Raw genomic sequence first — 24,873 nt, 5'->3', positions numbered from 1 at the left:
GCTGCCGACCACCTGACGTACTGCCGATCACATAACGCTTTCGCCACCTTCCGGGCGGTGCTGCCCGCGGTCGCGCTAGGTTGCGTGCGACCCGCACAGCAGGCTGCGCCGAACCAAGGAGGATCCGGTGTCACACGTGGACCCGTGGCCGCTCGTCGTCGAGGACGCGCGCCATTACCCCTCCCCGCACAACTCGCAGCCGATCAAGCTCCGGCCTGTCGACGACCGGACCGCCGAGCTCTACTACGACCTCGACCTCGGCCTTCCCGCGGAGTCGTTCGGCATCCCGTTCGGGCACGTCTGCGCGGGAGTCTTCCTGGAGTCGCTCCGCACCGTCGCGGAAGGGCTGGGGTACACGGTGGCGGAGAGCCTGGACCACCGCGAGATGGACTTCGACAGCGCCGACCGGCTGCACAGCCTGGGCACGGTGACCCTCACGCCGCGAGCCGTCTCGGACGCGGCCCGGGAACGGCTGGAGCTGTTCCGCTCCCGCCGCACGTCCCGTCGTCCCTATGACGCCCGGCTCGTGCCCGACGACGTGGTGGTGGGCGCCGCGGCCGTGGCGGACGCCGCTGGCCACACGTTCCGCACCACCGCGGACCGCCGGATCGTGCGCCGGCTCGTGCACATCAACCAGGCGACCCTGTTCTCCGACCTGCGCAACGACGCGGTCTACGGCGAGATCATGACCTGGCTGCGGTTCAGCAAGGACGACGCCCGCGAGCGGGCCGACGGCCTGAGCGCCGAGGCCATGCTCATGCCCGGCGGCCTGCTCCGGTTCGCCATGTCGCACCGCGGCCTGTGGGACGCGCCGGTAGTCGGCGGGGCGATCCGCTGGATGTACCTGAACACCATGCGCGGGGTCCGCCAGCTCGGCTGGCTGGAGGGCCCGTTCGCGGGGCCGGCGGACTACATCGAGGCTGGGCGCACCTTCATGCGGCTCTGGCTCGAGCTCACCGCGCACGGGGTGCGGCTCCACCCCTTCGGCACGGTGATCACCAACCCCGGTTCGCACCTGGCGTTCGCCCAGGCGGTGGCCGCCGACGAGGGCACCGGCCGGATGGCCTGGATGCTGTTCCGGTTCGGCTACAGCAAGACCCCTCCCGTGGCGCACCGGCGTCCCGCAGCGTCGATGCTGATCGGAGCAACCGCATGAAGCGCCTCCTCGCGTTCGCCCTCGTGGGCCTGGTGGATGCCGTCGTCCGCCCGCTCACGCACAGCGTCCACACGCACAAGCTGCTCCTCGGGCCCGGCATCGAGCCGCTGCGCTGGTGGCTGGGCCGGCTGCGCGCGTGGCGCACCTTCGACCTCGCGGCGAACCAGGTGCCCGCCTACCGCGCGTTCCTCGCGGAACGTGACCGGGACGGAAGCCTGACCTTCAAGGGCTCCCTCACCGAAGCGTTCCAGGGGATCCCGGAGATGGACAAGGAGTCCTACGTCAAACGGTGGAGCATCCCCGAGCGCTGCGTCGGGGGAAAGCTGCCCCGCCGCGGCGTCGTGGTCGACGAGTCGTCCGGGAGCTCCGGCAAGCCCACGAGCTGGGTCCGCGGGCGCGAGGAGCGCGCCGCCACGCGCCAGCTGCTCCAGGTGGGCTTCGCCCGGACCGCGTCGAGCCTGAAGAAGAAGCCGTTCGTCCTGAACGCGTTCTCCCTCGGTGCGTGGGCCACCGGGATGAACGTCACGGCCTCGCTCACCGAGGTCACGATGATCAAGTCCGTCGGCCCCGACAAGGACAAGATCATCAGCACGATGCGGGAGTTCGGGACCGACTACACCTACATCATCACCAGCTACCCGCCGTTCCTGAAGTCCCTGTTCGACGACGACCGGCTGGCCTGGGGCGAGTACGACATCGTGGCCGCGTTCGGCGGGGAAGGCATCAGCGAGGACATGCGCTCGCACATCCTCCGGTACGCCCACAGCGCGTTCGGCTCCTACGGGGCCAGCGACCTGGAGATCAACCTCAGCATCGAGACCGACTTCACCGTCGCCCTGCGGCGCGCGATCCACGACGACCCGCGCCTGTCCGAACGGCTGACCAAGACCGGTGAGTACGGCGTGCTCCCGATGATCTTCCAGTTCAAACCCTTCGACTACCTGCTGGAGACCAACGACGACGGCGAGCTGATCGTCACGATCGCCCGGGACCGGAACATCAACCCCCGCATCCGGTACAACATCCACGACCGCGGCCACGTGCTGCGCATGCGCGAGGTCCTGCCGGTGCTCAAGGAGCTCGGCCACGACGCCGTGATCGCCGAGAAGTTCCTCGACCTCCCGCTCCTGTTCCACTACGGGCGGTCCGACCTGTCCGTCGACTACAACGGCGCCGTCGTCGGGCCCGACGCGCTGCGCGACGTCATCCACAGCAGCCCCGAGCTCCTGGAGACGGTCGAGAACCACCGCCTGATCAGCTACGAGGACGCCGGCGGCGATCGGCAGCTCCACATCGCGCTCCAGCTCACCGCGGCCGCGACGGCCGCTGCCGCACTGGACCAGGACCGGCTGGACCAGGACCTGTACCGGGCGCTCGTCGCGGAAGAGCTCCGCCGCCGGAACGGGGACTTCCACAACGCGGTGCTCACCGCGCCGGAGGGCACCCTGCCCACCATCGCGTTCTACGGATACCGCTCCGGACCCTTCGCCACGGACAGCGGCAAGCTCAAGAACGAGTACGTCTGGCAGGTGTCCGGGAGCGCCCTGGCGCAGTGGGACATGGACCTCTCCCACGAGTTCTCCAGGCGGTGACCGTCGCGCGGCTCACACCGCGGGATGCGATCGGGCCTCGACGACGTTCGTAGACTTGATGACCGTGACGACTCCGCCCCCCGATCCCGCACGCACGCCCCTGACGGCGAGCGGCGCGCACGCCGAACCCCCGCGTGCGCCCGAGGGCGCCTATCTCGACCACGCCGCGACCACACCCATGTCGGCTGCGGCGCTCGCGGCGTTCGTGGCCGAGGCGCAGCGCACCGGCAACGCGTCGTCGTTGCACTCCGCGGGCCGCTCGGCCCGGCGCGCGGTCGAGGAGGCGCGCGAGTCGCTGGCGAAGTCGCTCGGCGCGCGGCCCAGCGAGGTCATCTTCACGTCGGGCGGTACCGAGGCGGACAACCTCGCGATCAAGGGCATCTTCTGGGGACGCCGCGCACAGGACAAGAGCCGCACCCGGATCCTCGTCTCCGCCGTCGAGCACCACGCGGTGCTTGACCCCGCCTTCTGGCTCGCCGGGCACGCGGGCGCCGAGATAGTGCTCCTGCCCGTCGACGGCGACGGACGGCTCGACCTCGACGCCCTGCGCGCCGAGCTCGCCGCCCACGCCGACGAGACGGCGCTGATCAGCGTCATGTGGGCCAACAACGAGGTGGGCACGCTCCAGCCCGTCCGCGACGTGGTGCGCGCCGCGCGCCCCTACGGCATCCCCGTGCACACCGACGCCGTGCAGGCGGTCGGCCAGGCCGAGGTCGACTTCACGGCGTCGGGCGTGGACGCCATGACCGTCACCGGCCACAAGCTGGGCGGCCCCGTCGGCGTGGGCGCCCTGCTCGCCAAGCGCGACCTGGCGCTCGAAGCCGTGCAGCACGGCGGCGGGCAGGAGCGCGGCGTGCGCTCCGGCACGCTGGACGCCGCCTCGATCGCCGCTTTCGGCGTCGCGGCGCGCCACGCCGTCGACTGCATGCCGAAGCGCGCCGCCCGGCTGTCCGCCCTGCGCGACGACCTCATCGCGCGGGTGCGCGCCGCCGCCTCCTCGGCCGTGCTGCGGGGCCCGGACCCGGCGACGGGCGACCGGCTGCCCGGCAACGCGCACTTCACCTTCCCGGGCGCGGAGGGCGACTCCCTGCTGTACCTGCTGGACTCGGCGGGCGTGCAGGCCTCCACCGGGTCGGCGTGCCAGGCGGGCGTGCCGCAGCCGTCGCACGTGCTCCTCGCGATGGGCGTCCCCGAGACGGAGGCCCGCGGCGCGCTGCGCTTCACGCTCGGGGCGACGTCCACCGAGTCCGACGTCGACCGGCTGGTCGACGCACTGCCGCACGTCGTCGCGCGGGCGCAGGCCGCGGGCTTGGTGTCCGGCCGCACGATCGGGGGCGGGGCATGAGGGTGCTGGCCGCCATGTCGGGCGGGGTGGACTCCGCGGTCGCCGCGGCGCTCGCTGTCGAGGCGGGTCACGACGTCGTGGGCGTGCACATGGCGCTGTCCCGCAACCGGGACCAGTTCCGTACGGGATCGCGCGGCTGCTGCTCCATCGAGGACGCCGGTGACGCCCGCCGCGCCGCCGACGTGCTCGGCATCCCGTACTACGTGTGGGACCTGTCCGAGCGCTTCGAGGAGACGGTGGTGGCCGACTTCCTCTCGGAGTACGAGGCCGGCCGCACCCCCAACCCGTGCGTGCGCTGCAACGAGCACATCAAGTTCGAGGCCCTGCTCGACAAGGCGACCGCCCTCGGGTTCGACGCCGTAGCGACCGGGCACTACGCGCAGATCGTCACGCGAGAGGTGCCGGTCGCATCAGGAGCGTCGGACGCGTCGGTCGCGGAGGATGGCGGGCCGACGTCGGGCATGCGGCTCGTGCGCGAGCTGCACCGCTCGCCGAACGACGCCAAGGACCAGTCCTACGTGCTGGCCGTCGCCGGGCCGGAGCGGCTCGCGCGTGCGATGTTCCCGCTGGGCGGGTTCGCGTCCAAGGACGAGGTACGGGCCGAGGCCGCGAAGCGCGGGCTGTCCGTCTCGGCGAAGCCCGACTCCTACGACATCTGCTTCGTGGCCGACGGTGACACCCGCGGCTTTCTGCAGTCCCGCCTGGGCTCCCGCCCCGGCTCCGTGGTCGACACCTCGGGCGACGTGGTGGGCGAGCACGACGGCGCCTACGCGTTCACCGTGGGCCAGCGCCGAGGCCTCGCCCTGGGGCGCCCCGCCGCCGACGGCAGGGCGCGGTACGTGGTGGACGTGCAGCCCGCGACGAACACCGTGGTCGTGGGGCCCGCCGAGCTGCTGAGCGTGGACCGGATCGCGGGGGAGAAGGCCCTGTGGTTCGACGACGTGCTGCCGTCGGTGGTCGAAGCGGACGGCTGGTTCGACGCCGAGGTGCAGGTGCGCGCGCACGGGGCGCCCGTCCCGGCACGGGTGCGGTCGATCGCCCAGGTCAGCGACGCGTATGGTGACGAGGAGCGACCGCCGTCGGGCAATGGAGAGACGGACGGATCCGGGCCGGCGATGGAGATAGAGCTGACCGGGACGCCCCTGCGTGGTGTGGCCCCGGGCCAGTCTGTGGTCGTCTACCGCGGTACGCGCGTGCTGGGCCAGGCAACGGTCTCCCGAGCCTGGCGGGCACCGGCGTCGAACATCTGAACAAGGAGAACGATGACTGCTGTGAGCGGGCACGGACCGTGGCCCGGTGGCGAGCGCGACGTGCTCGAGGCGCAGCAGACCGCGCTCGGCGAGCTCGCCGAGCTGCCCACGGGGGTCGACCCGGTGCCCTTCCTGACGCAGCTGCCCCAGCGTGGCCCGGGCGCCGACGCCCTCGGGCGGACGGCGGTGCTCCTGACCGAGATGCCCGTCGAGCTGGGCCCGCACGGCTGGAAGCTCACCGAGCGCCCCGGCGCGGACGCACGGCGGGCCGAGGCGTTCTGGCGCGAGGACCTCGGCGCGCTCGCCATCGCGGCGCACGGCCACGCGGGCCCGCTCACGGTGGAGCTGCTGGGGCCGTGGACGCTGGCGGCCCAGCTGTGGTCGGCCCGCGGGGACCGGGTCCTGGCCGACGCCGGCGCCCGGCGCGACCTGGGTCTGGCGCTCGCCGAGAGCGTCGGCACGCTGGTGGCGGACCTGCTGGCCCAGGTGCCCGGCGCCGAGGTGACCGTGCAGCTCGCCGAGCCGCTGCTCGGCCAGGTGCACGCGGGTGTACTGCCGACGTTCTCGGGTTTCTCGCGGCTGCGGGCGGTGGACGGGCCCGCGATCGTCGAGGGCCTGGAGCCGGTGCTCACGGCGGTCAAGGGCGCGGGTGCGCGCTCGGTGGTGCACCTCGGGAGCACGTGGGTGGGCGTGCCGCCCGTTGTCCTCGCCGGTGCGGACGCGCTGGGGCTGGACCTGGCCGACGTCGGGCCCGGCGGCTGGAACGAGAAGGCCTGGGAGCTGGTAGCCCGCGCGACGGAGCGTGGCACCGGGCTGTGGGCGGGTCTGCCGCCGGTGCGGGTCTCGCAGTGCGCCGGGCCGGCCGTCGGCGAGCTCGCGGACCTGGTGAGCGTGCCGTGGCGCCGGATCGGCCTGCCCGCGGCCCAGCTCGCGGAGGTGACGCTGCTGGCGGCCCCGCGGAAGCTACTCGGATCGACCGACACCCACCGCGCGGAGCTGTCCAACCTGGGCCGAGTAGCGGAAACCCTGGCGGAAAAGGCAGAGGCGTAACGTCTCAACACCACGCCACTGACTCGCCCCCAAACTTCGCCGAGTCAGTGAGGTGGTCGGACCATGCCACTGACTCGACGGCCGCCATGCGCTGAGTCAGTGGTGTGGTTACGGATGGCGTCTTGATATTGGTTGGAGAGTTTTCCACAGCCCGAAGCTGTGATGCCGATCTTTGAGCCAACTTACCGACAACATTGTCAGGTGACGTGTAAACCTGACTACGCCGGCAATCTGCGGCGTATAGCCCGGTGGCAGCAGGCCCGGCGAGACGGGGCTGACCCCACCGCGCGGATGTACTCGGCGGACCGCTCGGACATCCCAACCGTTCCCAGGGCGGTGCTCTACCGGCGGGACGAGCGGAGAAAGCTGGCCGAGGAGGCTCGCGCCGGCAAGATCGACCGGCTGCGCCGCGGCGTCTACCTGCGTCCGTTCACGAGGTCCGGGCGCGCGAGCAAGGACGCGGAGGTGACGGTGATGCGCGGCGTTCGCGGGGTTGTGGACGTGTCGAGCGCGGACCTGTGGTTCAGCCATACGACGGCGGCACTCCTGCACCGCTGCTGGCTCTATCGCGCTTCCTCGACGGTGCACGTCACGTATCGCGTCAAGCCGCACACCGCCATCGAGACGGGGGATGATGTGCGCAAGCACTGGACGACCCTGACCGAGCGAGACCGCGCGGTCGTCGACGGGATCCCCGTCACCGCGCTGGAACGGACCGTCGTGGACTGTGCGCGTCTGCTGTCGTTCGACGGTGGTGTCGTGGTGGCGACATCGGCGTTTCGCCTCGGCGCGGACCCCGCGGTGGTCGGAGAGATCCTCGACGAGATGGGTGGCACACGCGGCATCGTCAAGGCGCGTGAGGTGGTCGCAGCCGTCGAGCCTGGGTGTGCCTCGCCGGGCGAGGCGCTGGCGTATCAGGGGGCCCGCAGCCTGCGGCCCCAGCAACCGGAGACCCAGGTCCGCGTGCCGACGCGGCGTGGTGTCTACTGGGTCGACATCGGGTGGTCGGATCTCAAGATCGGCTTCGAGTTCAACGGCGCCGTGAAGCTGTCGGGCGGTTCCTTCGGCGACCCGGACGTGCGGCGACAGGACCAATCTGCACGGGCTCAGGCGCTCATGGAAGAGGGCTGGTGGATCGTCGACCTGGCATGGGACGACGTGATCGACCCGGAGCGGCTCGACCTTCTCATGCGCCAGGTATTCGTCGACCGCCGTCGACAGCACGAGAAGTGACCCAGGCCGAACCACCCCACTGACTCAACCCCAAGAATTCCACGAGTCAGTGAGATGGCCGGACCACCCCACTGACTCGCCCACCGAGCCTCGGCGAGTCAGTCGCGTGGTTTGGGTGTCAGCCCGCCAGGCGGGTCCAGAGGAAGGTCCAGTGGGTTGCCGCCATGTACGCCGCCTGGGCGTTGTTCGCCGCGCCGCCGTGGCCGCCCTCGATGTTCTCGTAGTACGTCACGTCCTTGCCCGCGGCCAGCATGAGCGCCGCCATCTTGCGGGCGTGGCCGGGGTGCACCCGGTCGTCCTTGGTCGACGTCGTGAACAGCACCGGCGGGTACTCCCGTGCCGCGTCGAACAGGTGATACGGCGAGTACTTCTTGAGGAACTCCCACTCGTCCGTGTCCGGGTCGCCGTACTCCGCCATCCAGGACGCGCCCGCTAGCAGGTGCGAGTACCTCTTCATGTCCAGCAGCGGCACACCCACGATGATCGCGCCGAAGAGCTCCGGGTACTGCGTCAGCATGTTGCCGGCGAGCAGCCCGCCGTTGGAGCGACCCTCCATCCCGAGCCGCTCCGGCACGGTGATGCCCCGGGCGACGAGGTCGCGCGCGACGGCGGCGAAGTCCTCGTACGCCTTGTGCCGGTTCGCCTTCAGCGCGGCCTGGTGCCAGGCCGGCCCGTACTCGCCGCCGCCGCGGATGTTCGCCACGGCGTACACCCCGCCGCGGTCCAGCCAGGCGCGGCCGATCGTGCCGGAGTACCCGGGCAGGATCGCGTGCTCGAACCCGCCGTAGCCCCACAGCAAGGTCGGCGCGGGTCCGGCCTGGCCGGAGACGAGGTCCGACCGTCCGACGACGAAGTACGGCACGCGCGTGCCGTCGTCCGACTCCGTGAACTGCTGGCGCACCTCCAGCCCGGCCGCCTCGAAGTAGGAGGGCGCGGACTTGAGCACCTCGGGAGCCGCCGCCGTCTCGCCGGGGCCCGCAACGGTGGTGCGTCCCAGGGTCGACGGCGTCAGGTACCCGGTGGTGACCACCCAGACGTCGTCGGAGTCGACGACGTCCACCGCGCCGACGCCGACCGTGAGCAGCTCGCCGCCCACGGGGAGCTCGGAGCGGACCCACTCGCCGGCCAGCGCGGTCGGCGGGGTCAGCACGTGCAGCAGGTTCTTCACGTCGTCGAGCACGTTGACCACCAGGTGGTGCCGCGTCCAGGTGATCCCGGCGAGCGACGTCGTCGGCGTCGGCTCGAAGAGGACCGTCAGGTCGCGGGACCCGGCCATGAAGTCGTCGAAACCGGTGGCGAGCAGGGACCCGGCGCGGTAGGTCGTGCGGCCGAGCTCCCAGTCGTCGCGCAGCCGTACCAGCATCCACTCGCGGTGCAGGCCGACGTTCGCCGAGTCCGGCACGTCGATCTTCGTGAGCGTCTGGTCCGGCGTGCCCACGCCCGTGGCCAGGTAGGTCTCGTTCGCGTAGAACCGAAGCGCACGCTGCACCAGGTCGCGCTCGAAGCCCGGGGTGCGCGAGCGGGAGGCGCTGATGTACATGTCCTGCTCGGTGCCCTCGTAGACGAGGGTCGCCTCGGCCAGGGGTGTATCGCGGCGCCACAGCTTCACCTGCAGGGGATAGCCCGACGACGAGACGGTGCCCGCGCCGAAGTCCGTGAACACGTAGACGCTGTCGGCGTCGATCCAGGACAGGCCGCCCTTGGCCTGCGCGCGGGCGAACCCGCCGTCGCTCTCGGCCACGAACTGCTTGGTGACCAGGTCGAACTCGCGCGTCACGTCGGAGTCGGAGCCGCCGGGGGACAGGTCGACCAGCGCGTGCCGGCGGGGTTCGCCGGCGGCGAGCTGCTCCGGCGTCGGGCGCAGGACGCTCGCGCCGTGCCAGACCCAGCTCTCGCCCTCCTGCTCGGCGAGGGCGTCGAGGTCGAGGACGGTCTCCCACTCGGGGTCGTCGGTCCGGTAGGAGTCGAGGCTGGTGCGGCGCCACAGGCCGCGCTCGTGCTCGGCGTCCTGCCAGAAGTTGTAGTAGTGCTCCCCGACCTTGGAGACGTGCGGGATCTTGTCGTCGGAGTCCAGGACCTCGCGCACCGCTTGCTCGGTAGCGGCGAAGGCCGGGCCGCCGAGAGCGGCCGCGCTGTGCGCGTTGCGCTCCCGCACCCAGTCCAGGGCGTCGGTGCCCTCGACGTCCTCGAGCCAGCCGAACGGGTCGGCCGCGGCGGGGTCGAGGGGGGTGTCCGGGAGAGCGGGTCGGGGGGTGGTCTGGGTGTGCTCGACGCTCATGGGAAGCACCCTACGCGGCCGATCAGGACGCCCGCTGCCGGTGGGGTGCGCACCCCGACCCAAATTGCGCCTGCCCGGTTTGGAAGGATTTGGGGTGTTTCCGGTGTTCGTGCTCTCCACATTCGTCACTGGCACTTATTTTCGGCGCCCGCACCACTGCTGTGCCCTTCCACGCCCGGTGCGCACTATGGTAGAAACTGCACTCCAGGGGGTTGTTCGCCCTCTTCAGCCGAGTTCGTGGAGCAGACGGCGGCATCAGCCGTGTGTCCCCAAACTCTGACGAGACAACTCTTAGGGGGATCGGCTCGGTGAGCTCGATGTCTTCTGCTCCTCCGCCTAGCCGGCTGCGTCAGGTCGCACCCTGGGTGTGCGTCGCCGGCGTACTTGCCTACGTGTTCGTGTCACCCGTCCTGTTCACCGCTACCGGAGCCTCCTCCACGTGGCCCGCATGGCTCGTCGGCATCGCCGCCGTCGGGCTCGCGATCGCGGCCGCGCTGATCGCCGCGCGGTCCTCACGGGACGACCTCGCCGCGCACGAGGACCTGGTCCTCGCCCACCGCCGGGCCGAGGAGCGCGCCGAGGCTTCCTTTGCGGCCCTCGACGCCCTGGCGAAGGAGCAGCTGCCCGCGTTCCTCGACAGCGAGCCCGCGCCCCCGCTCCCGCACCTGCCGGGTGACGCCCGCGCACAGGCCCGTCTCGACGAGGCCGCCGGGATGCTCGCCCGGGTGCAGGAGGAGCGCGTCGCGCGTCGCGACGCCGTCCAGGTCGCGGTGGTCGCCCTGAGTCGCAAGGTCCAGGCCGCCGCGCACCGCATCCAGGAGGAGGCGGCGCGCATGGTGCAGCGCCACCCCACCGACCCGGACATCCTGCAGACCTCCATGCGCGTGGACCACGCCGCCGCTCAGCAGGCCCGCCAGGCGCAGAGCCTCGCGGCGCTGTGCGGCGAGTGGCCCGGCCAGCAGTGGAGCGAGCCGCTCCCGCTGCCCGACGTCGTCAAGGGCGCCGCCAGCCGCATCACTGCGTTCCACCGGGTCGAGGTGTCGGGTGACCCCGGCGTCGCCGTCTCGGCGCGCATCGTCGAACCGCTCATCCACCTCGTGGCCGAGCTGCTGTCCAACGCCACGCAGTCCTCGCCACCCACCACACAGGTGCTGGTGGCCCTGCGGCAGGTGCAACGTGGTGCCGTCGTCGAGATCGACGACTGCGGCGTCGGCCTCGACCTCAAGCAGCTTGAGCAGGCGCGCGACATCGCCTCCGGCAAGCGCGAGATCAGCATCACCGAGCTGGGCGAGATCCCGCAGACCGGCCTCGCCGTGGTCGGCACCTACGCCCGCCGCCACGGCTTCCGCGTGGACGTCACCGAGTCGGTGTACGGCGGGCTGCGCGCCATCGTGATGATCCCGGCAGAGCTCACCGAGGCCGTCGTGCCGTCGGGCATGCTCACGCCGACGGCGACCCTGCCCAGCGCTGCGGTCCCGTCCACCGGGGTCTCGGCGCTCGCATCCAGCCGCAGCGCCACCGCCGTCGTCGATGCGCCGCTCGCACCCGAGCTGCCCACCGCGAAGCCCGCCGAGGACGACGAGTGGCCCGCTCCCGCGGCGCCCGACCCTGCGACCGTGGTCCCCGTCGAGCCGCTGAGCGCGCCCGGTGTGGTGGTCGACGACGAGGAGGAGACGCCCGTGGCCGGTGCCACCGTTCAGGCTCCTGGCGAGCTGCCCCTGCGTCCTGGGCGAGCCCGCCCGGAGGACGACGAGTTCCTCGAGCCGTCTGCGCTCCCGCAGCGGCGATCACGCCGTGGAGAGGCAGACCTGCCCGACGGCCGGACCGAGAAGAGCAGGGAGCCCCGTACCGAAGCTCCCGCTCCCACTCAGTCGGCCGAAGAAGCCGGTGAGTGGATGGGCGCCTTCTTCAGCTCGAGCGAGGCGCGGTTCGGGGACTCACCAGACAGCAGCGAACCGTCGGCTGGAGCCGACGGAACTTCGGAGGACCGATGACTACGCAGGCCGACGGCATGACGAGCACCGACGGCAACAGCTGGATGCTCGAGCTCATCAGTGGTGTACGGGGGGTCAGGCATGTAGTGGTGCTCACCTCGGACGGGCTGATGAAAGTTCGGACTGACCAGACCCCGCTCGACGTGGCCGACAAGGTGGCCGCGGCGTGTGCCGGACTAGCGGCACTGGGGATCGGAATGAGCAGGGAGTTCGGGAACAGCGACACGATTCGCCAGGTCATGGTGGAGTTCGACGGCGGGTTCCTGTTTGTTCGCGGGGCCGGCGACGGCTCCCGCCTTGCGGTCATCACCGAGACGGTGATCGACCCGGCCCTGATCGCACAGCAGATGCAGGCCCAGGTCCTCATGATCGGGGAGCGCACGCTGGGCACGGAGCGGATCAACACCTGACCCCGCCTCGGACTCCAGCACGGAAAGCAGTAGCCGAGCCCGGCCGGGCTCGAGAGTTTCAGGCACCACCAGCTCGACCGATACCTGACCGACCGACAGGGGGCGAGGGGATGGAAACCGAGGAGTACCGCGATCACCCGGTGCGCTCGTACGTGCTCACCTCAGGGCGTGCGCACCCGTCTCGAAACACTCTGCGACCCGAGACTCTGGTGCGCGCCGTCGAGAGCCGGCCAGTGCTCTCGACGGTAGGCCGGCTGGAGCGGGAGCTGGTGCAGCTGTGCCGCGGCACGCTCGCTCTCGCAGAGGTGGCGGCGTACCTGCAGCTACCGGTAAGCCTTGTGGCGGTCATGGTCTCGGACCTGGTCGACACGGGAAATCTGACGATCCGTTCCAACCATCAGACGCACGTCCTGCCCGGCAAGGACATCCTGGAGAAGATTCTCGATGGACTCCGCAAGCTCTGACCCTACGGTGCCCGGACAGCACCTGGCGCCGACCGTTGCACGGTCGGTCAAGATCCTGGTCGTGGGTGCCTTCGGGGTGGGCAAGACAACGCTGATCGGTGCGGTCAGCGAGATCGACCCGCTGCGCACCGAGGAGCGCATCACAAAGGCGAGCGTGGGCATCGACCCGGGGCAGCCGAACAAGGAGACGACCACGGTCGCGATGGACTTCGGTCGCATCACCGTGACCGAGGACATCGCCCTGTACCTCTTCGGCACCCCGGGTCAGCGCCGGTTCTGGGATCTCTGGGCCGGGCTGGCCGACGGCGCCGTGGGCGCCCTGGTCATGATCGACACCCGGCACCTCGAGGACAGCTTCGAGGTCCTGGACCAGCTCGAGCTGCGCACCCGGATCCCGTTCGCCGTGGTCGTCAACCAGTTCCCGGACTCACCGGACTACCCGCTCGAACGTGTTCGGGCGGCGCTGGACCTGCTGCCCGAGACCCCCATCGTCGAATGTGACGCCCGGGACCGGGCGTCCTCCGTCCTGACCCTGATCACCCTCGTCGAGCACGCGATGACCTTCCCCGTGTTCCAGAAGGTCAACGCGTGACCCTGGCCAACAGGGTGCACCTGCGGCTGGAGGACATCCCTGACCGGATGCCGCTGTCGGACATCACGAAGGCCCGGGACCCGCACAAGCTCTACGAGCGGCTGCGCGACGAGTGGGGTCCGGTGGCCCCGATGGACCTGGAACCGGGGGTGCCCGCCTGGCTCGTGCTCGGGTACGACGAGGCGAGCAGCGTGATGCGCAACGAGCTGCTGTTCTCGCGCAACTCGCGCAACTGGCGGTACGTCCAGGAGCGGTCCCTGCCCGCGGACTCCGGGGTGTTCGCCGCCCTGGCGCCGCGGGAGAGCGCGTACTACCTCGACGGCATGCAACAGCGCCGGCTGCGCGCCCCGATCGACGACGCCCTGGGCTCGGTCGACGAGAAGCGCCTGGCCCGCACTGTCGCGGTGACGTGCGAGGCAGTCATCGACCGCCTGATGCCGCGCGGCGAGGCGGACCTCGTGAGCGAGTACGCGGTAGCGGTCTCCGTGATGGTCATGACCGAGCTGTTCGGCATGAGTCTGTCCGACGGAAACAAGATGCACGACCTCACCGAGGCGCTGTACGCGGGCAGGGACAAGGCGCGCGCGGCCGCCGTCGAGCAGGAGGCGCTGGTCGCGGTCCTCGTGGCGACGCACCGGGCCGAGCCGGGCGAGGACCTGACCACGGCCCTGGTGAACCATCCCAACCACGAGAACGACGTCGAGGTGATGGCCGCGCTCGGTGTGATGTTCAGCCTGGGGCACGACGCCGAGATCGCGTGGATCGCCAGCACGCTGCACATGATCCTGACCGACCCGGCGTTCGCCGCCCGCGTGCGCCGTGGTCGCCTCGACCTGGACGACGCGCTGGACGAGGTGTCGCGGCGCAACCCGCCGGCGCCGCACGTGCTGCCGCGGTTCGCCCGGCAGGACTGCGAGCTGGGTGGCCGCCGGATCGCCGTCGGCGACGCGCTGGTCCCCGCCGTCGCGGCCGCGAACGCGGACCGGGCCATCCGCACGGACGACCCCTGGGAGGAGCTGGGCAGCCGGTTCCACCTCACCTGGGGCGCCGGCGCGCACGCGTGCCCCGCCCACCGGATCGGCCCGCTGATCGGCCGGATCGCCGTCGACACCCTGCTGCGCCGGATCCTCGACATGGAGCTGACGGTCTCCGCGGACTCGATCAAGATGTCGGTCTCCCCGTGGTCGCGCTATCCGCGCAGCCTGCCGGTCCGGTTCACCTCGCCGCCCACCGAGGGCGGCCCGCGGGTCCAGCGCTGACCGTCGTGACACGTACTGCCGCTGACCGTCGTCACACGTACTGCGGGGCCCGGCCGATCTCTCGGCCGGGCCCCGCAGTGCTTGTCAGCTGACGAGCGTCAGGAGCCGACTCGCTCCTTGGTGTTCCCCAGGCCGATCCGCTCCTTGAGCTGCGGCACCACGTTCTTGTAGACCGACGGATCGATCGGCAGGAGCCACTGCACGACCTTGGCGCCCTGGCTGATGTTCACGCCGGCCTCGTCGAGCGTCTCGTCGATCTGGTGCATCGAGAACGGGATGACGTTGGTGCCCCGGGCGTGTTTGCCGCCCGTGCGCTCCTCCATCCAGGCCACCCGCTCGGCCACGTGCTTGCGCCGCTCCTCGATCGCGGGCAGCTCGAGCGCGCCGGCCAGGTACGCGGCGATCCAGATCGCTCCCGCCTCGGCGGACAGCGGCGAGAAGAACGACGAGTTGTAGCCGGAGAACGTCAGGTTCGGCACACCGTCCGGCAGGATCTGGCGGTAGAGCCGGTAGTTGCCCTGCTCGTCCACCAGGCGGGCGGCGATCGTGTCGTCGAGGAACGGCACCCGCTGGTGGAATCCCGTGCCGCAGACGACGAGGTCGGTGGGGATCCGTGCGCCGTCGCTGAGCACCGCCACCGGCTGGTCCCCGTCGACCTCGAACCGCTCGATCTCGGCATCCCGGTGGACGGCGATGGTGCCGTCGACGACCTGCTCGTAGAACCCGTCCGTGGAGAGCGACACCTGGCTGTTGGCGATGTCGGCGAACTCGCCGTGCGGCACCAGGTCGACCTTCTTGAGCTTGAGCTGCCAGGTGGCGACCGAGCCGATGCTCTCCAGCATCGACGCGCGCACCTTGTCGCCGCGGCCGTGCAGGAACTTCTCCATGCCGCCGGACAGCTCCTGATAGCGGAACAGGGCCTCGCCGAGGCGGGACAGCAGCAGGTACTTCATGTTGAGGACGTTGGCGATGCGCTTGGGCATCTTCCACAGCAGGTGCCGGGCCACGACAGTGGTGGACTTGGCGACCGGGCCGATCTCGGCGGCGACGTCGCACGCCGACTTGCCGTACCCGACCACCACGACGTTCTTGTCGCGGGCGTCCTCCAGGTTGTTGAGCTGGCTGGAGGCGACGAGCTTGCCGCCGGCGCGGACCAGGTTGGCGTAGCCCTCGTACTGCGGGAAGACGGGGTCGGAGAAGACTCCGTTGGCGACCACCAGGTGGTCGAACCGCTCGGGTGCCGAGACGGGGGCGCCGATCCGGCGGGCGGTGATCATCCAGCCGTCCTCGGCGTCGGTCAGCTCGGCGCGGACCACCTCGGTGGCTAGCCGCAGGTACGGGCGCAGCTCGAACTTCGCCACGTACCGCTCCAGGTAGGCCTGGACCTGCTCGCCGGTGGGCCACTCGGGGTAGTCCCGCGGCATCGGAAGGTCCGAGAAGGCGTACGAGTCCTTGTTGTTCTGCGTCCGCAGACCGCTGTAGCGGCGGGTCGCGCTCCACACCCCACCGACGTCGGGCGCCTTCTCGAAGACGGTGACGTCGTGCTCGAACTCGCGGAGTATCTTCGCGGTAGCCAGTCCTGCGAAACCGGCACCGACGACGGCGATCTTCAAGGGGCCCCTGCTCTCAGTAGATTCCTGGTTAGATTCCTGGCAATTTTCTCGAATGGTAGCGGGACGCAACCGGTGTGCGATAGGGGCCGATCGGAGCGAATGCCCAGGTCGGCAGACCTTTTGATACCGGCACGAACGGCTACCCGCCCGGATGTCAGTGGTTCAGTCCATGATTGTGTCTGTGAGTGAGACGACAGGCATCCCGGGAGCCACCGAACCTACCGACGACGAGGCCGCGGCGCAGCGCCGGTGGGCCGATCTGGTCGCCGGGATCGAGGAGGATCGGCGGGCGTACTACGAGAACGACGCGCCCGTTTCGTCGGACGCCGACTACGACGTGCGCCTGCGCGAGCTGGAGGAGCTCGAGGCGGCGCACCCCGGTCTCGTGACGCCGGAGTCGCCCACGCAGAGCGTCGGTGGCGCGGCGACGGCCGGGTTCGCCACCGTCGAGCACATCGAGCGCATGCTCTCGCTCGACAACGCCTTCAGCACCGACGAGCTGGCGGACTGGGCGGACAAGGTGCACCGCACCCTCGGCACCGAGCAACCGGGCCTGCTGTGCGAGGTCAAGATCGACGGCCTGGCGATCTCCCTGGTGTACGAGAAGGGCGAGCTGGTCCGGGGCGTTACCCGTGGTGACGGGCGCGCGGGCGAGGACGTGACGGCCAACGTGCGCACCATCGGCACCATCCCGAAGCGCCTTGCCGGGGAGAGCGCCGATCACCCCGACCTCATCGAGGTGCGCGGCGAGGTCTTCATGGCCACCGCCGACTTCGCCGTGCTGAACGAGAAGCTGGTCGCGGCCGGCTCGGACCCGTACGCCAACCCCCGCAACACGGCCGCCGGCTCGCTGCGCCAGAAGGACCCGACGGTCACCGCGCGCCGCAACCTGCGCATGTACGCCCACGGTGTCGGCGCCCTGCAGTGGCAGGCCGGTGAGCACACGGAGCTGGAGCGGCAGTCCGACGCATACACGCACTTCGAGCAGTGGGGCATCCCCGTGTCCCCGCACAACCGGGTGGTGCCAGGCCTGGACGAGGCGCTCGAGATGATCGAGTACTTCCGCGAGCACCGGCACGACATCGAGCACGAGCTCGACGGCATAGTCCTCAAGGTCGACGCCCTGGAGCAGCAGCGCAAGCTGGGTTCGACCAGCCGTGCGCCGCGCTGGGCCATCGCCTTCAAGTACCCGCCTGAGGAGGTCAACACCCGGCTGTTGGCCATCCAGATCGGCGTGGGCCGCACCGGCCGGGCCACCCCGTACGCCGTCATGGAGCCCGTCAAGGTCGCCGGCTCCACGGTGCGGCAGGCGACCCTGCACAACCAGGACGTGGTCCGCGCCAAGGGCGTGCGCATCGGCGACGTGGTGGTGCTGCGCAAGGCAGGCGACGTCATCCCCGAGATCCTCGGGCCGGTGGCCGCGCTGGCCGGCGACGGCTACCCGCGCGAGGACTTCGTCATGCCCGCGAACTGCCCGGAGTGCGGCACGCCCCTGCGCCCCATGAAGGAGGCCGACGTCGACCTCCGGTGCCCCAACGCCGAGTCCTGCCCCGCGCAGGTGCGCGGACGGGTCGAGCACATCGGCTCCCGCGGCGGCCTGGACATCGAGGCGCTCGGCGAGGTCACCGCCGCCGCGCTCACGCAGCCCGACGTGCCGGACACGCCGCCCCTGGTCACGGAGGCCGAGCTCTTCTCGCTCACGCTCGACCAGCTGCTCCCCATCGAGGCAGTCGTACGCGACGCGGAGACCGGCCTGCCCAAGATGGACGACGACGGCGTGGTGCGCCGTCGTGCCCCGTTCCGGCGCAAGCTGTCCTACGGCAAGGCGCAGCGCGCCGCCGCAGAGGAGTCAGGCGAGATCCTGCCGGAGTGGGCGCCGTCGGCCAACGCGACCAAGCTGCTCGACGAGCTCGAACGCGCCAAGACCAAAGACCTGTGGCGCATGCTCGTCTCGCTGAACATCCGGCACGTCGGCCCGGTGGCCGCGCGGGCGCTCGCGGGCTGGTTCGGCTCGGTGGACGCGATCGAGGCGGCGTCGGAGGCTGAGCTGGCTGCCGTCGAGGGCGTGGGCCCCGTGATCGCCGCCGAGATCAAGGCGTGGCTCGCGGTGGAGTGGCACCAGGGGATCCTCACGGCGTGGCGCGCGGCGGGCGTCCAGCTCGCCACCCCGGGCCACCCCGGCCCTGCCGCCATGGCCGAGGCCGACACCGGGCCGACCGGCCCGCTGGCAGGCCTGACCGTCGTGGTGACCGGTGGGCTGGTGGACTTCACGCGCGACGGCGCCAAGGAGGCGATCCTCGCCGCGGGCGGCAAGTCCGCCGGATCGGTCTCGAAGAAGACGGACTACGTGGTGGTCGGGGAGAACGCCGGGACCAAGGCGGCCAAGGCCGAGGCGCTGGAGATCCCTGTCCTGGACGAGGACGGCTTCAAGCTGCTGCTGGAGGGCGGCCCCGAGGCGCTGTGAGCAGCGCCGCTTCTCTCAAGGCCCGGCTCCTCGGTGGCCGACTTCGGTCCCTTGCACCCGCAAGTCATGAAGCCGGGATCGTGCGCCTCGGCGTCGTGCCCGACTTCACCCATTAGTTCACCTCGTGTCGTAACGTTGACCAACTGACAACTTTTGCTTGACTGTCGACAAAAGCCCTCGTAGGTTGCTAGCCGCAAGGTCAACGCCGACCGAGGAGAGCTCATGCGCCAACGTGGAACCAAACCCCGCGCGAGACAGGCAGCCGCAGGCGCGACTGCCGTGGCACTGGCAGCGGCGATGCTGGCGGGGGCGGCCACCGCCACCGGTGCGACCGCGACCGCCGTCGACGATCTGCCGCCCCAGGAACCAGGCGTCACCCTCCGCACCTACGACCTGGCTCGCGATCTCAGCGAGCTCTGCACCCTCCGTTCGGGCCAGACGCCGAACGTCGACCAGCTCAAGCCCACCATCGACTACACGACGGACGCCGACTTCGGCATGAGCGAGCGCTTCATCGCGCACGCGCTGGCCAACCTGAACGTCCCGGCGGACGGCAACTACGAGTTCCGGGTCACCAGCGACGACGGGTCGCGCCTCGTGATCGACGACGCCGTTGTCATCGACCACGACGGCCTGCACGGGGCGGAGCCCAAGGACGGCACGGTGGCGCTGACCGCCGGGTTCCACGACCTGCGCCTGGAGTACTTCGAGAACGGCGGCGACAACGTGCTGCGGCTCGAGTGGCGGCCGCCGGGTGCCGCGGAGTTCGCCGTCGTGCCGACGTCCGTCCTGAGCACCGAGGCCGGCGTCGTGCGCGTGACTGCCCCCGGCACCAAGTACTGCGAGGGCCAGGACGAGTCGGCGGGCGACGGTATGCGCCTCGACTCCGTCTACCCCGGCTACACGCTCACGGACCTGCGTCCCGAGGGCTTCGAGCCCATGGTCTCCGGCCTCGGCTGGACCGACGACGAGCGCCTCGCCGTGGTCACGTCCGGCTCGGTGAGCCCCGGCGGCTGGGTCGAGGACCCGGAGCCCGGCGAGGTCTTCCTGCTGGACAACGTGACTGGCGAGACCTCGGCCGACCAGGTCACGTACGAGCGGGTCGCCACCGACCTGTTCAACCCGATGGGCGTCGCCGTGATCGGGGAGTCGATCTACGTCTCCGAGCGCGACCGCCTGACCGAGCTCACCGACCCCGACGGCGACGGCTTCTACGACACCCACACCACGGTGGCCGAGTGGCCCTTCGGCGGCAACTTCCACGAGTTCGCCTTCGGCCTGCTGTACGACGACGAGAACTTCTACGTGAACCTGTCGGTGGCCATCAACAACGGCGGCGCCACCACGGACCCGCAGCCGGCGCCGAACCGCGGCACCGCCATCAAGGTCAACCGCGAGACCGGCGAGGTCGGGTACGTGGCCGGCGGCCTGCGGACGCCCAACGGCATGGTCAAGGGCCCGGACGGCGAGATGTTCGTGATGGACAACCAGGGTGCCTGGCTGCCGAGCTCCAAGCTGGTGCACGTCGAGGACGGCAAGTTCTTCAACCACTACACCAACCCGGACGGCCCGTTCGACGACCAGAGCGTGAGCGCTCCGGCCCTGTGGGTGCCGCAGAACGAGATCGGCAACTCGCCGAGCGCGCCGGTGCTGCTGGAGGAGGGCGTGTACGCGGGCCAGCTCGTGTTCGGTGACGTCACCTACGGTGGCCTCCAGCGCGGGTTCCTGGAGGAGGTCGACGGCGAGTACCAGGGTGCGGTGTTCCGCCACACGGCCGGCCTCGAGGCGGGCGTCAACCGCACCCTCCTCGGGCCTGACGGCGCCCTGTACGTGGGCGGCATCGGTGAGGGCGGCAACTGGAGCGAGCCGGGCAAGCTGCGCTACGGCCTGCAGAAGCTCACCCCGAACGGCGAGAGCGCCTTCGACATGATCAATATGCGAGCTACCGAGTCCGGCTTCGAGGTCGAGTACACGCAGCCGCTGTCGGACGAGACGGTCGCCAAGATCGCCGCGGACCCGAACGCGGCGTTCCGCATGGACCACTGGCGCTACGTGCCCACACCCGCGTACGGCGGGCCGAAGATCGACGAGCGGCCGCTGTTCGTCGCGGGCGCCGAGGTGTCCGCCGACCGGAAGAGCGTGACGCTGACCGTGGACGGGCTCGAGCCGGGCCGCGTGGTGCACCTGCGCAGCCCGCGCCCGTTCACCGACGCGGCGGACCGGGAGCTGTGGAACACCGAGGCCTGGTACACGCTCAACGCGATCCCGGGCTACCCGGCTCCCGCCGGCGGGTACCACGAGGCGGAGGCAGCGACGCTCGCCGGCTCGGCGAACGTCGCCACCGAGCACAGCGGGTACTCGGGCTCCGGGTTCGTCGCCGGGTTCGGCCAGGTGGGTGCCGCGGTGACCTTCACGACGACGGCGGACAGCGCCGGCGCCCAGCCGGTGCACCTGCGGTACTCCAACGGCCCCAACCCGGCGCCGGGCACCAAGTCGGTATCGGTGCTCGTCAACGGGGAGGAGGTCGAGCCGTGGGCGCTGGAGTCCACGGGCGACTGGAAGACGTGGGCGACCGTCACCCGGCCGCTGGAGCTGCGGGAAGGGGTCAACACCATCACGCTGCGCTACGACGCGGACGACGACGGCAACGTCAACTTCGACGTCCTCACGGTCGGCGACGAGCCGGACATCTGCGTACCGGAGGAGTACGAGCCGGGGTACGCGGCCCTGTTCGACGGCACCCTTGCCTCCCTGGACGACTGGCGCCTGGCGGGGGCCGGCTCGTTCGGCCGGCAGAGCGACTGCTCGATCCGCAGCACCGGCGGCATGGGTCTGCTCTGGTACACCGCCCAGGAGCTCCAGGAGTACAGCCTCAAGCTCGACTGGAAGCTCCTGAAGGACGACAACGGTGGCGTGTTCGTCGGGTTCCCGAACCCGGGGACCGACCCGTGGGTCGCCGTCAACCAGGGCTACGAGATCCAGATCGACGCCAGCGACCAGCCCGACCGCACCACCGGTTCGATCTACACCTTCCAGGGTGCGGACCCGGCGGCCGTCGAGCAGGCGCTGAACCCGGTGGGCTCGTGGAACTCCTACGAGATCCGGGTGGTGGGGCAGACCATCAAGGTCCTCCTCAACGGGGTGCTAGTGAACGACTTCGTCAGCACCGATCCCGCGCGTGACCTCGCCCAGGGTTACGTGGGCCTCCAGAACCACGGAGGCGGGGAGACGATCTACTACCGCGACGTCCGGGTCCGAGACCTGACAACCAACAGCTGACCCAACGGACTGCGCCCCTGACTCGCCGCACCAGGTACGTCGAGTCAGGGGCGCAGTCCCGGTCGGACCGAGGTGAGCCGCGGGCGGTCGTCAGCCGACCAGGCGGTCTACTGCCTCCGAGCTGAGGGCCTGGTCCACCGCCATGGCGCTCGCGCCCAGGACGCCTGCCTGCGCGCCGGTCCGGGCGGTGACGATGCGCAGGTGCTGCGTCGCCAGGGGGAGGGACCGCTGGTAGACCACCTCGCGGATGCCGGCCACTATGTGCTCGCCGGCGTCGGCCAGGATGCCGCCGATGACGATCATCGACGGGTTGAGCAGGCTGACGCTCGTGGCGAGCACGGCGCCGATGTCCCGGCCGGCCTGCCGCACCGCCTGGCTCGCGGCGACGTCGCCGGACCGGACCAGCGCTACGACGTCGGCGGGCGTGTGCGCGCCGGGCAGCGCGTTCGCCACGGCCAGCCCGCTGGCGATCGCCTCCAGGCAGCCGACGTTGCCGCACCGGCACACGATGTCGCCGGCGCCGGGCACGGCGACGTGCCCGATGTCGCCCGCAGAACCTTGCGCGCCGCGCCTCAGCGCGCCGTCGGCGATGATTCCCGCGCCGATGCCGGTGGCGACCTTGACGAACAGGAGGTCCGCGACGCCGGGCCAGGCGGCGCGGTGCTCGCCGAGGGCCATGATGTTGACGTCGTTGTCCACGAGCACGGGGACGTCGAACCGGGCACCGAGGATGCCCGGCACGTCGGCGTCGTCCCAGCCGGGCATGATCGGTGGGTTGTTCGGCTTGCCGGTGGCGTGCTCCACGGGCCCGGGCAGCCCGACGCCGACGCCGGCGAGCTCACCGGAGGATCGGCCGGCCTCGCGCAGCAGCTCGGCGCCGGTCTCGGCCACCTGGTCGAGCACGATGGCCGGCCCGTCGGTGATCGCGAGCGGCAGGTCGCGCTGCGCCAGCACGTTGGAGGCGAGGTCGGTCAGGGCGAAGCGGGCGTGGGTCGCCCCGAGGTCCACACCCAGCACCACCTGGGCCGATGGTGCGAACGCGAAGGTCGCGGGCGGGCGCCCGCCGGTCGACGTCGCCTCGCCCGCGGGGGCGATGAGCCCCGCGGCCATGAGCAGGTCGATGCGCGCGGCGACCGTCGACCGGGCCTGCCCGGTCTCCGCCGCGAGATCGGCGCGCGTGCGCGGCCGCCCATCGCGCAAGAGCTGGAACATGTCCCCGGCTCCGGAGACCTTGGGTGCCTGTTGAACCACTTCCCGTGCCACTTCCACCATGTCTCTAGTCAATCATGCAAATCAAAGTTGCGACTTTTGCTTGACCGTCGGCATAAGTCACTCTAAGTTCGTAACATGGTCGAAGCGGACCCCCAGCGGGCTGAGCAAATGGCTGATCAGCCCCAATCACTGCTGCGCATGCGCGGCATCGTGAAGGAATTTCCTGGCGCGCGGGCGCTCGACGGTGTGGACCTTGAGGTCCGTCCTGGCGAGGTGCACTGCCTGCTGGGCCAGAACGGTGCGGGCAAGTCCACCCTGATCAAGATCCTGGCGGGAGCACACCAGCCCACCGCGGGCGAGGTGCTGCTCGACGACGAGCCGGTGACGATCTCGGATCCGGTCGCGGCCCTCAAGCTCGGCATCGCGACGATCTACCAGGAGCTGGACGTCGTCGACGGCCTCACGGTCGCCGAGAACATCTACCTCGGGCACGAGCTGGCCACCGGCGGTGTCACCCGCCGGTCCGATGCGGCCCGGAACACGCGGGAGATCCTGAAGCGGCTCGGCCACCCCGAGATCTCTGCACATCGCGAGGTCGGCTCGCTGGCCGCCGCGGGCAAGCAGATCGTGTCGCTGGCCCGGGCGCTGTCGCGCGACGCGCGCGTCGTCGTCATGGACGAGCCGTCCGCCGTGCTCGACTCCGAGGAGGTCGCCAACCTCCACCGCATCGTGCGCGAGCTCACCGCCGACGGCGTCGCGGTCATCTACATCTCGCACCGGCTGGAGGAGATCCGGCAGCTCGGCGACCGGATCACCGTGCTCAAGGACGGCCGGACGGTCGCGGAGAGCCTCGTCGTGGCGGACACCCCGACCAAGGACCTGATCCACCTCATGACCGGCCGGTCGGTCGAGTACGCATTCCCCGACCGTCCGGGTGTCCCGGAAGCCGCGGCACCGGTGCTCGAGGTCGAGGGCCTCCGGCTCGGGGACGTCTTCGCGGATGTCTCCCTCACGGTCCGGGCCGGCGAGATCGTCGGCCTGGCGGGCCTGGTGGGCTCGGGCCGCTCAGAGATCCTGGAGACGATCTACGGCGCCCGGCGGGCGACGTCGGGCACCGTGCGGGTGGGCGGCAAGAAGCTGGGGTCCGGGGTGCACTCGGCGGTCGCCGCGGGTGTGGGCCTGTGCCCCGAGGAGCGCAAGAGCCAGGGCCTGCTCCTGGACGAGCCCGTGTACCGCAACATCACCCTGTCCACCTTCGCGCGCTTCGCACGTGGGGGACTCCTCGACGAGGGGGCCGAGCGCGCCGCTGCGCGCGAGCAGATCGAGGCCCTCGACCTGCGGCCCGCCTCCGCGGACCGCGATGCGCGCACGCTGTCCGGCGGCAACCAGCAGAAGGCGCTGCTGGCGCGCTGGCTCGTGCACGGCTGCCGCGTCCTGCTGCTCGACGAGCCCACGCGGGGCGTCGACGTCGGCGCGCGCGCCGAGATCTACGCCCTGATCCGCCGCCTGGCGGACGAGGGCGCCGCCGTGGTCGTGGTCTCCAGCGAGATCCCCGAGGTGCTCGGCCTCGCGGACCGCGTCCTGGTCATCTCCGACGGCAAGGCGGTCCACGACGGCCCGGCCGACGACATCGACGAGCACGCCGTGCTCGACCTGGTCATGGAAGGAAGTGCCGCGTGAGC

Annotated in this window: 17 protein-coding genes; 14 read left to right on the top strand and 3 right to left on the bottom strand. The window is 70.9% G+C overall.

Features of this window, described 5'->3' with window-relative positions; translation table 11 throughout:
* Nucleotides 1-127 precede the first annotated feature (127 nt).
* The 6 genes from AB1046_RS11845 to AB1046_RS11820 all read left to right on the top strand — a co-directional run bounded on the left by AB1046_RS11845 (nt 128) and on the right by AB1046_RS11820 (nt 7,626).
* Entirely contained in the window at nt 128-1,156 is a 1,029-nt protein-coding gene (locus tag AB1046_RS11845) for a hypothetical protein (RefSeq protein ID WP_369375515.1), read from the top strand.
* A complete protein-coding gene (locus AB1046_RS11840) occupies nt 1,153-2,748 on the top strand; it encodes a phenylacetate--CoA ligase family protein (protein WP_369375513.1) in 1,596 nt (531 codons plus the stop codon). Before AB1046_RS11845 ends, AB1046_RS11840 begins: the two co-directional genes overlap by 4 nt.
* A gap of 58 nt (nt 2,749-2,806) precedes the next feature.
* A complete protein-coding gene (locus tag AB1046_RS11835) occupies nt 2,807-4,093 on the top strand; it encodes a cysteine desulfurase family protein (protein WP_369375511.1) in 1,287 nt (428 codons plus the stop codon).
* Entirely contained in the window at nt 4,090-5,343 is a 1,254-nt protein-coding gene (mnmA, locus tag AB1046_RS11830; RefSeq protein ID WP_369375509.1) for a tRNA 2-thiouridine(34) synthase MnmA, read from the top strand. The genes AB1046_RS11835 and mnmA overlap by 4 nt, the downstream gene beginning before the upstream one ends.
* Nucleotides 5,344-5,355: 12 nt before the next feature.
* On the top strand, nt 5,356-6,393 hold the full coding sequence (locus AB1046_RS11825) for a hypothetical protein (RefSeq protein ID WP_369375507.1): 1,038 nt from the start codon (nt 5,356-5,358) through the stop codon (nt 6,391-6,393).
* Nucleotides 6,394-6,555: 162 nt separating this feature from the next.
* Nucleotides 6,556-7,626: a hypothetical protein gene (locus tag AB1046_RS11820; protein WP_369375505.1), complete on the top strand. Its 1,071-nt coding sequence runs from the start codon at nt 6,556-6,558 to the stop codon at nt 7,624-7,626.
* Between the two features lie 118 nt (nt 7,627-7,744).
* Here the strand turns inward: AB1046_RS11820 and AB1046_RS11815 are convergent, their stop codons facing one another.
* Complete coding sequence (locus AB1046_RS11815; protein WP_369375503.1) at nt 7,745-9,904, bottom strand: prolyl oligopeptidase family protein; 2,160 nt, start codon at nt 9,902-9,904, stop codon at nt 7,745-7,747.
* Nucleotides 9,905-10,221: 317 nt separating this feature from the next.
* On the opposite strand from AB1046_RS11815, the gene AB1046_RS11810 reads away from it, so the two are divergent.
* The 5 genes from AB1046_RS11810 to AB1046_RS11790 all read left to right on the top strand — a co-directional run bounded on the left by AB1046_RS11810 (nt 10,222) and on the right by AB1046_RS11790 (nt 14,623).
* Nucleotides 10,222-11,898 (top strand): ATP-binding protein, encoded by a 1,677-nt coding sequence (locus AB1046_RS11810; RefSeq protein WP_369375501.1) that lies wholly within the window; start codon nt 10,222-10,224, stop codon nt 11,896-11,898.
* The gene (locus tag AB1046_RS11805) at nt 11,895-12,308 is read left to right on the top strand and encodes a roadblock/LC7 domain-containing protein (protein ID WP_369375499.1); all 414 of its coding nucleotides are present in this window, start codon (nt 11,895-11,897) and stop codon (nt 12,306-12,308) included. The genes AB1046_RS11810 and AB1046_RS11805 overlap by 4 nt, the downstream gene beginning before the upstream one ends.
* 110 nt (nt 12,309-12,418) lie before the next feature.
* Nucleotides 12,419-12,772, top strand: coding sequence for a DUF742 domain-containing protein (locus AB1046_RS11800; protein WP_369375497.1), 354 nt, complete (start codon nt 12,419-12,421; stop codon nt 12,770-12,772).
* Nucleotides 12,753-13,364, top strand: coding sequence for an ATP/GTP-binding protein (locus AB1046_RS11795; RefSeq protein WP_369375495.1), 612 nt, complete (start codon nt 12,753-12,755; stop codon nt 13,362-13,364). The genes AB1046_RS11800 and AB1046_RS11795 overlap by 20 nt, the downstream gene beginning before the upstream one ends.
* Nucleotides 13,361-14,623, top strand: a complete 1,263-nt coding sequence (locus tag AB1046_RS11790; RefSeq protein ID WP_369375493.1) for a cytochrome P450 — start codon at nt 13,361-13,363, stop codon at nt 14,621-14,623. Before AB1046_RS11795 ends, AB1046_RS11790 begins: the two co-directional genes overlap by 4 nt.
* Nucleotides 14,624-14,721: 98 nt before the next feature.
* Here AB1046_RS11790 and AB1046_RS11785 read toward each other — a convergent pair whose 3' ends face one another.
* Nucleotides 14,722-16,236, bottom strand: a complete 1,515-nt coding sequence (locus AB1046_RS11785) for a flavin-containing monooxygenase (protein WP_369375491.1) — start codon at nt 16,234-16,236, stop codon at nt 14,722-14,724.
* A 169-nt stretch (nt 16,237-16,405) separates the two neighbouring features.
* Here AB1046_RS11785 and ligA point away from each other — a divergent pair, with 169 nt between their 5' ends.
* On the top strand, nt 16,406-18,700 hold the full coding sequence (gene ligA, locus AB1046_RS11780; RefSeq protein WP_369375489.1) for an NAD-dependent DNA ligase LigA: 2,295 nt from the start codon (nt 16,406-16,408) through the stop codon (nt 18,698-18,700).
* Nucleotides 18,701-18,979: 279 nt separating this feature from the next.
* Nucleotides 18,980-21,979 (top strand): family 16 glycoside hydrolase, encoded by a 3,000-nt coding sequence (locus AB1046_RS11775; protein WP_369375487.1) that lies wholly within the window; start codon nt 18,980-18,982, stop codon nt 21,977-21,979.
* A 90-nt stretch (nt 21,980-22,069) separates the two neighbouring features.
* On the opposite strand, the gene AB1046_RS11770 is transcribed toward AB1046_RS11775, so the two are convergent.
* Nucleotides 22,070-23,191 carry an ROK family protein gene (locus AB1046_RS11770; RefSeq protein ID WP_369375485.1) on the bottom strand — a complete coding sequence of 374 codons (1,122 nt, stop codon included), beginning with the start codon at nt 23,189-23,191 and terminating at the stop codon, nt 22,070-22,072.
* A gap of 198 nt (nt 23,192-23,389) precedes the next feature.
* On the opposite strand from AB1046_RS11770, the gene AB1046_RS11765 reads away from it, so the two are divergent.
* Entirely contained in the window at nt 23,390-24,871 is a 1,482-nt protein-coding gene (locus AB1046_RS11765) for a sugar ABC transporter ATP-binding protein (RefSeq protein WP_369375483.1), read from the top strand.
* Nucleotides 24,872-24,873: the final 2 nt, after the last annotated feature.

Source organism: Promicromonospora sp. Populi, assembly GCF_041081105.1.
Classification (GTDB): domain Bacteria; phylum Actinomycetota; class Actinomycetes; order Actinomycetales; family Cellulomonadaceae; genus Promicromonospora.
The sequence above is the reverse complement of the archived record's forward strand: the minus strand, read 5'-3'. Positions and strand labels throughout refer to the sequence as shown.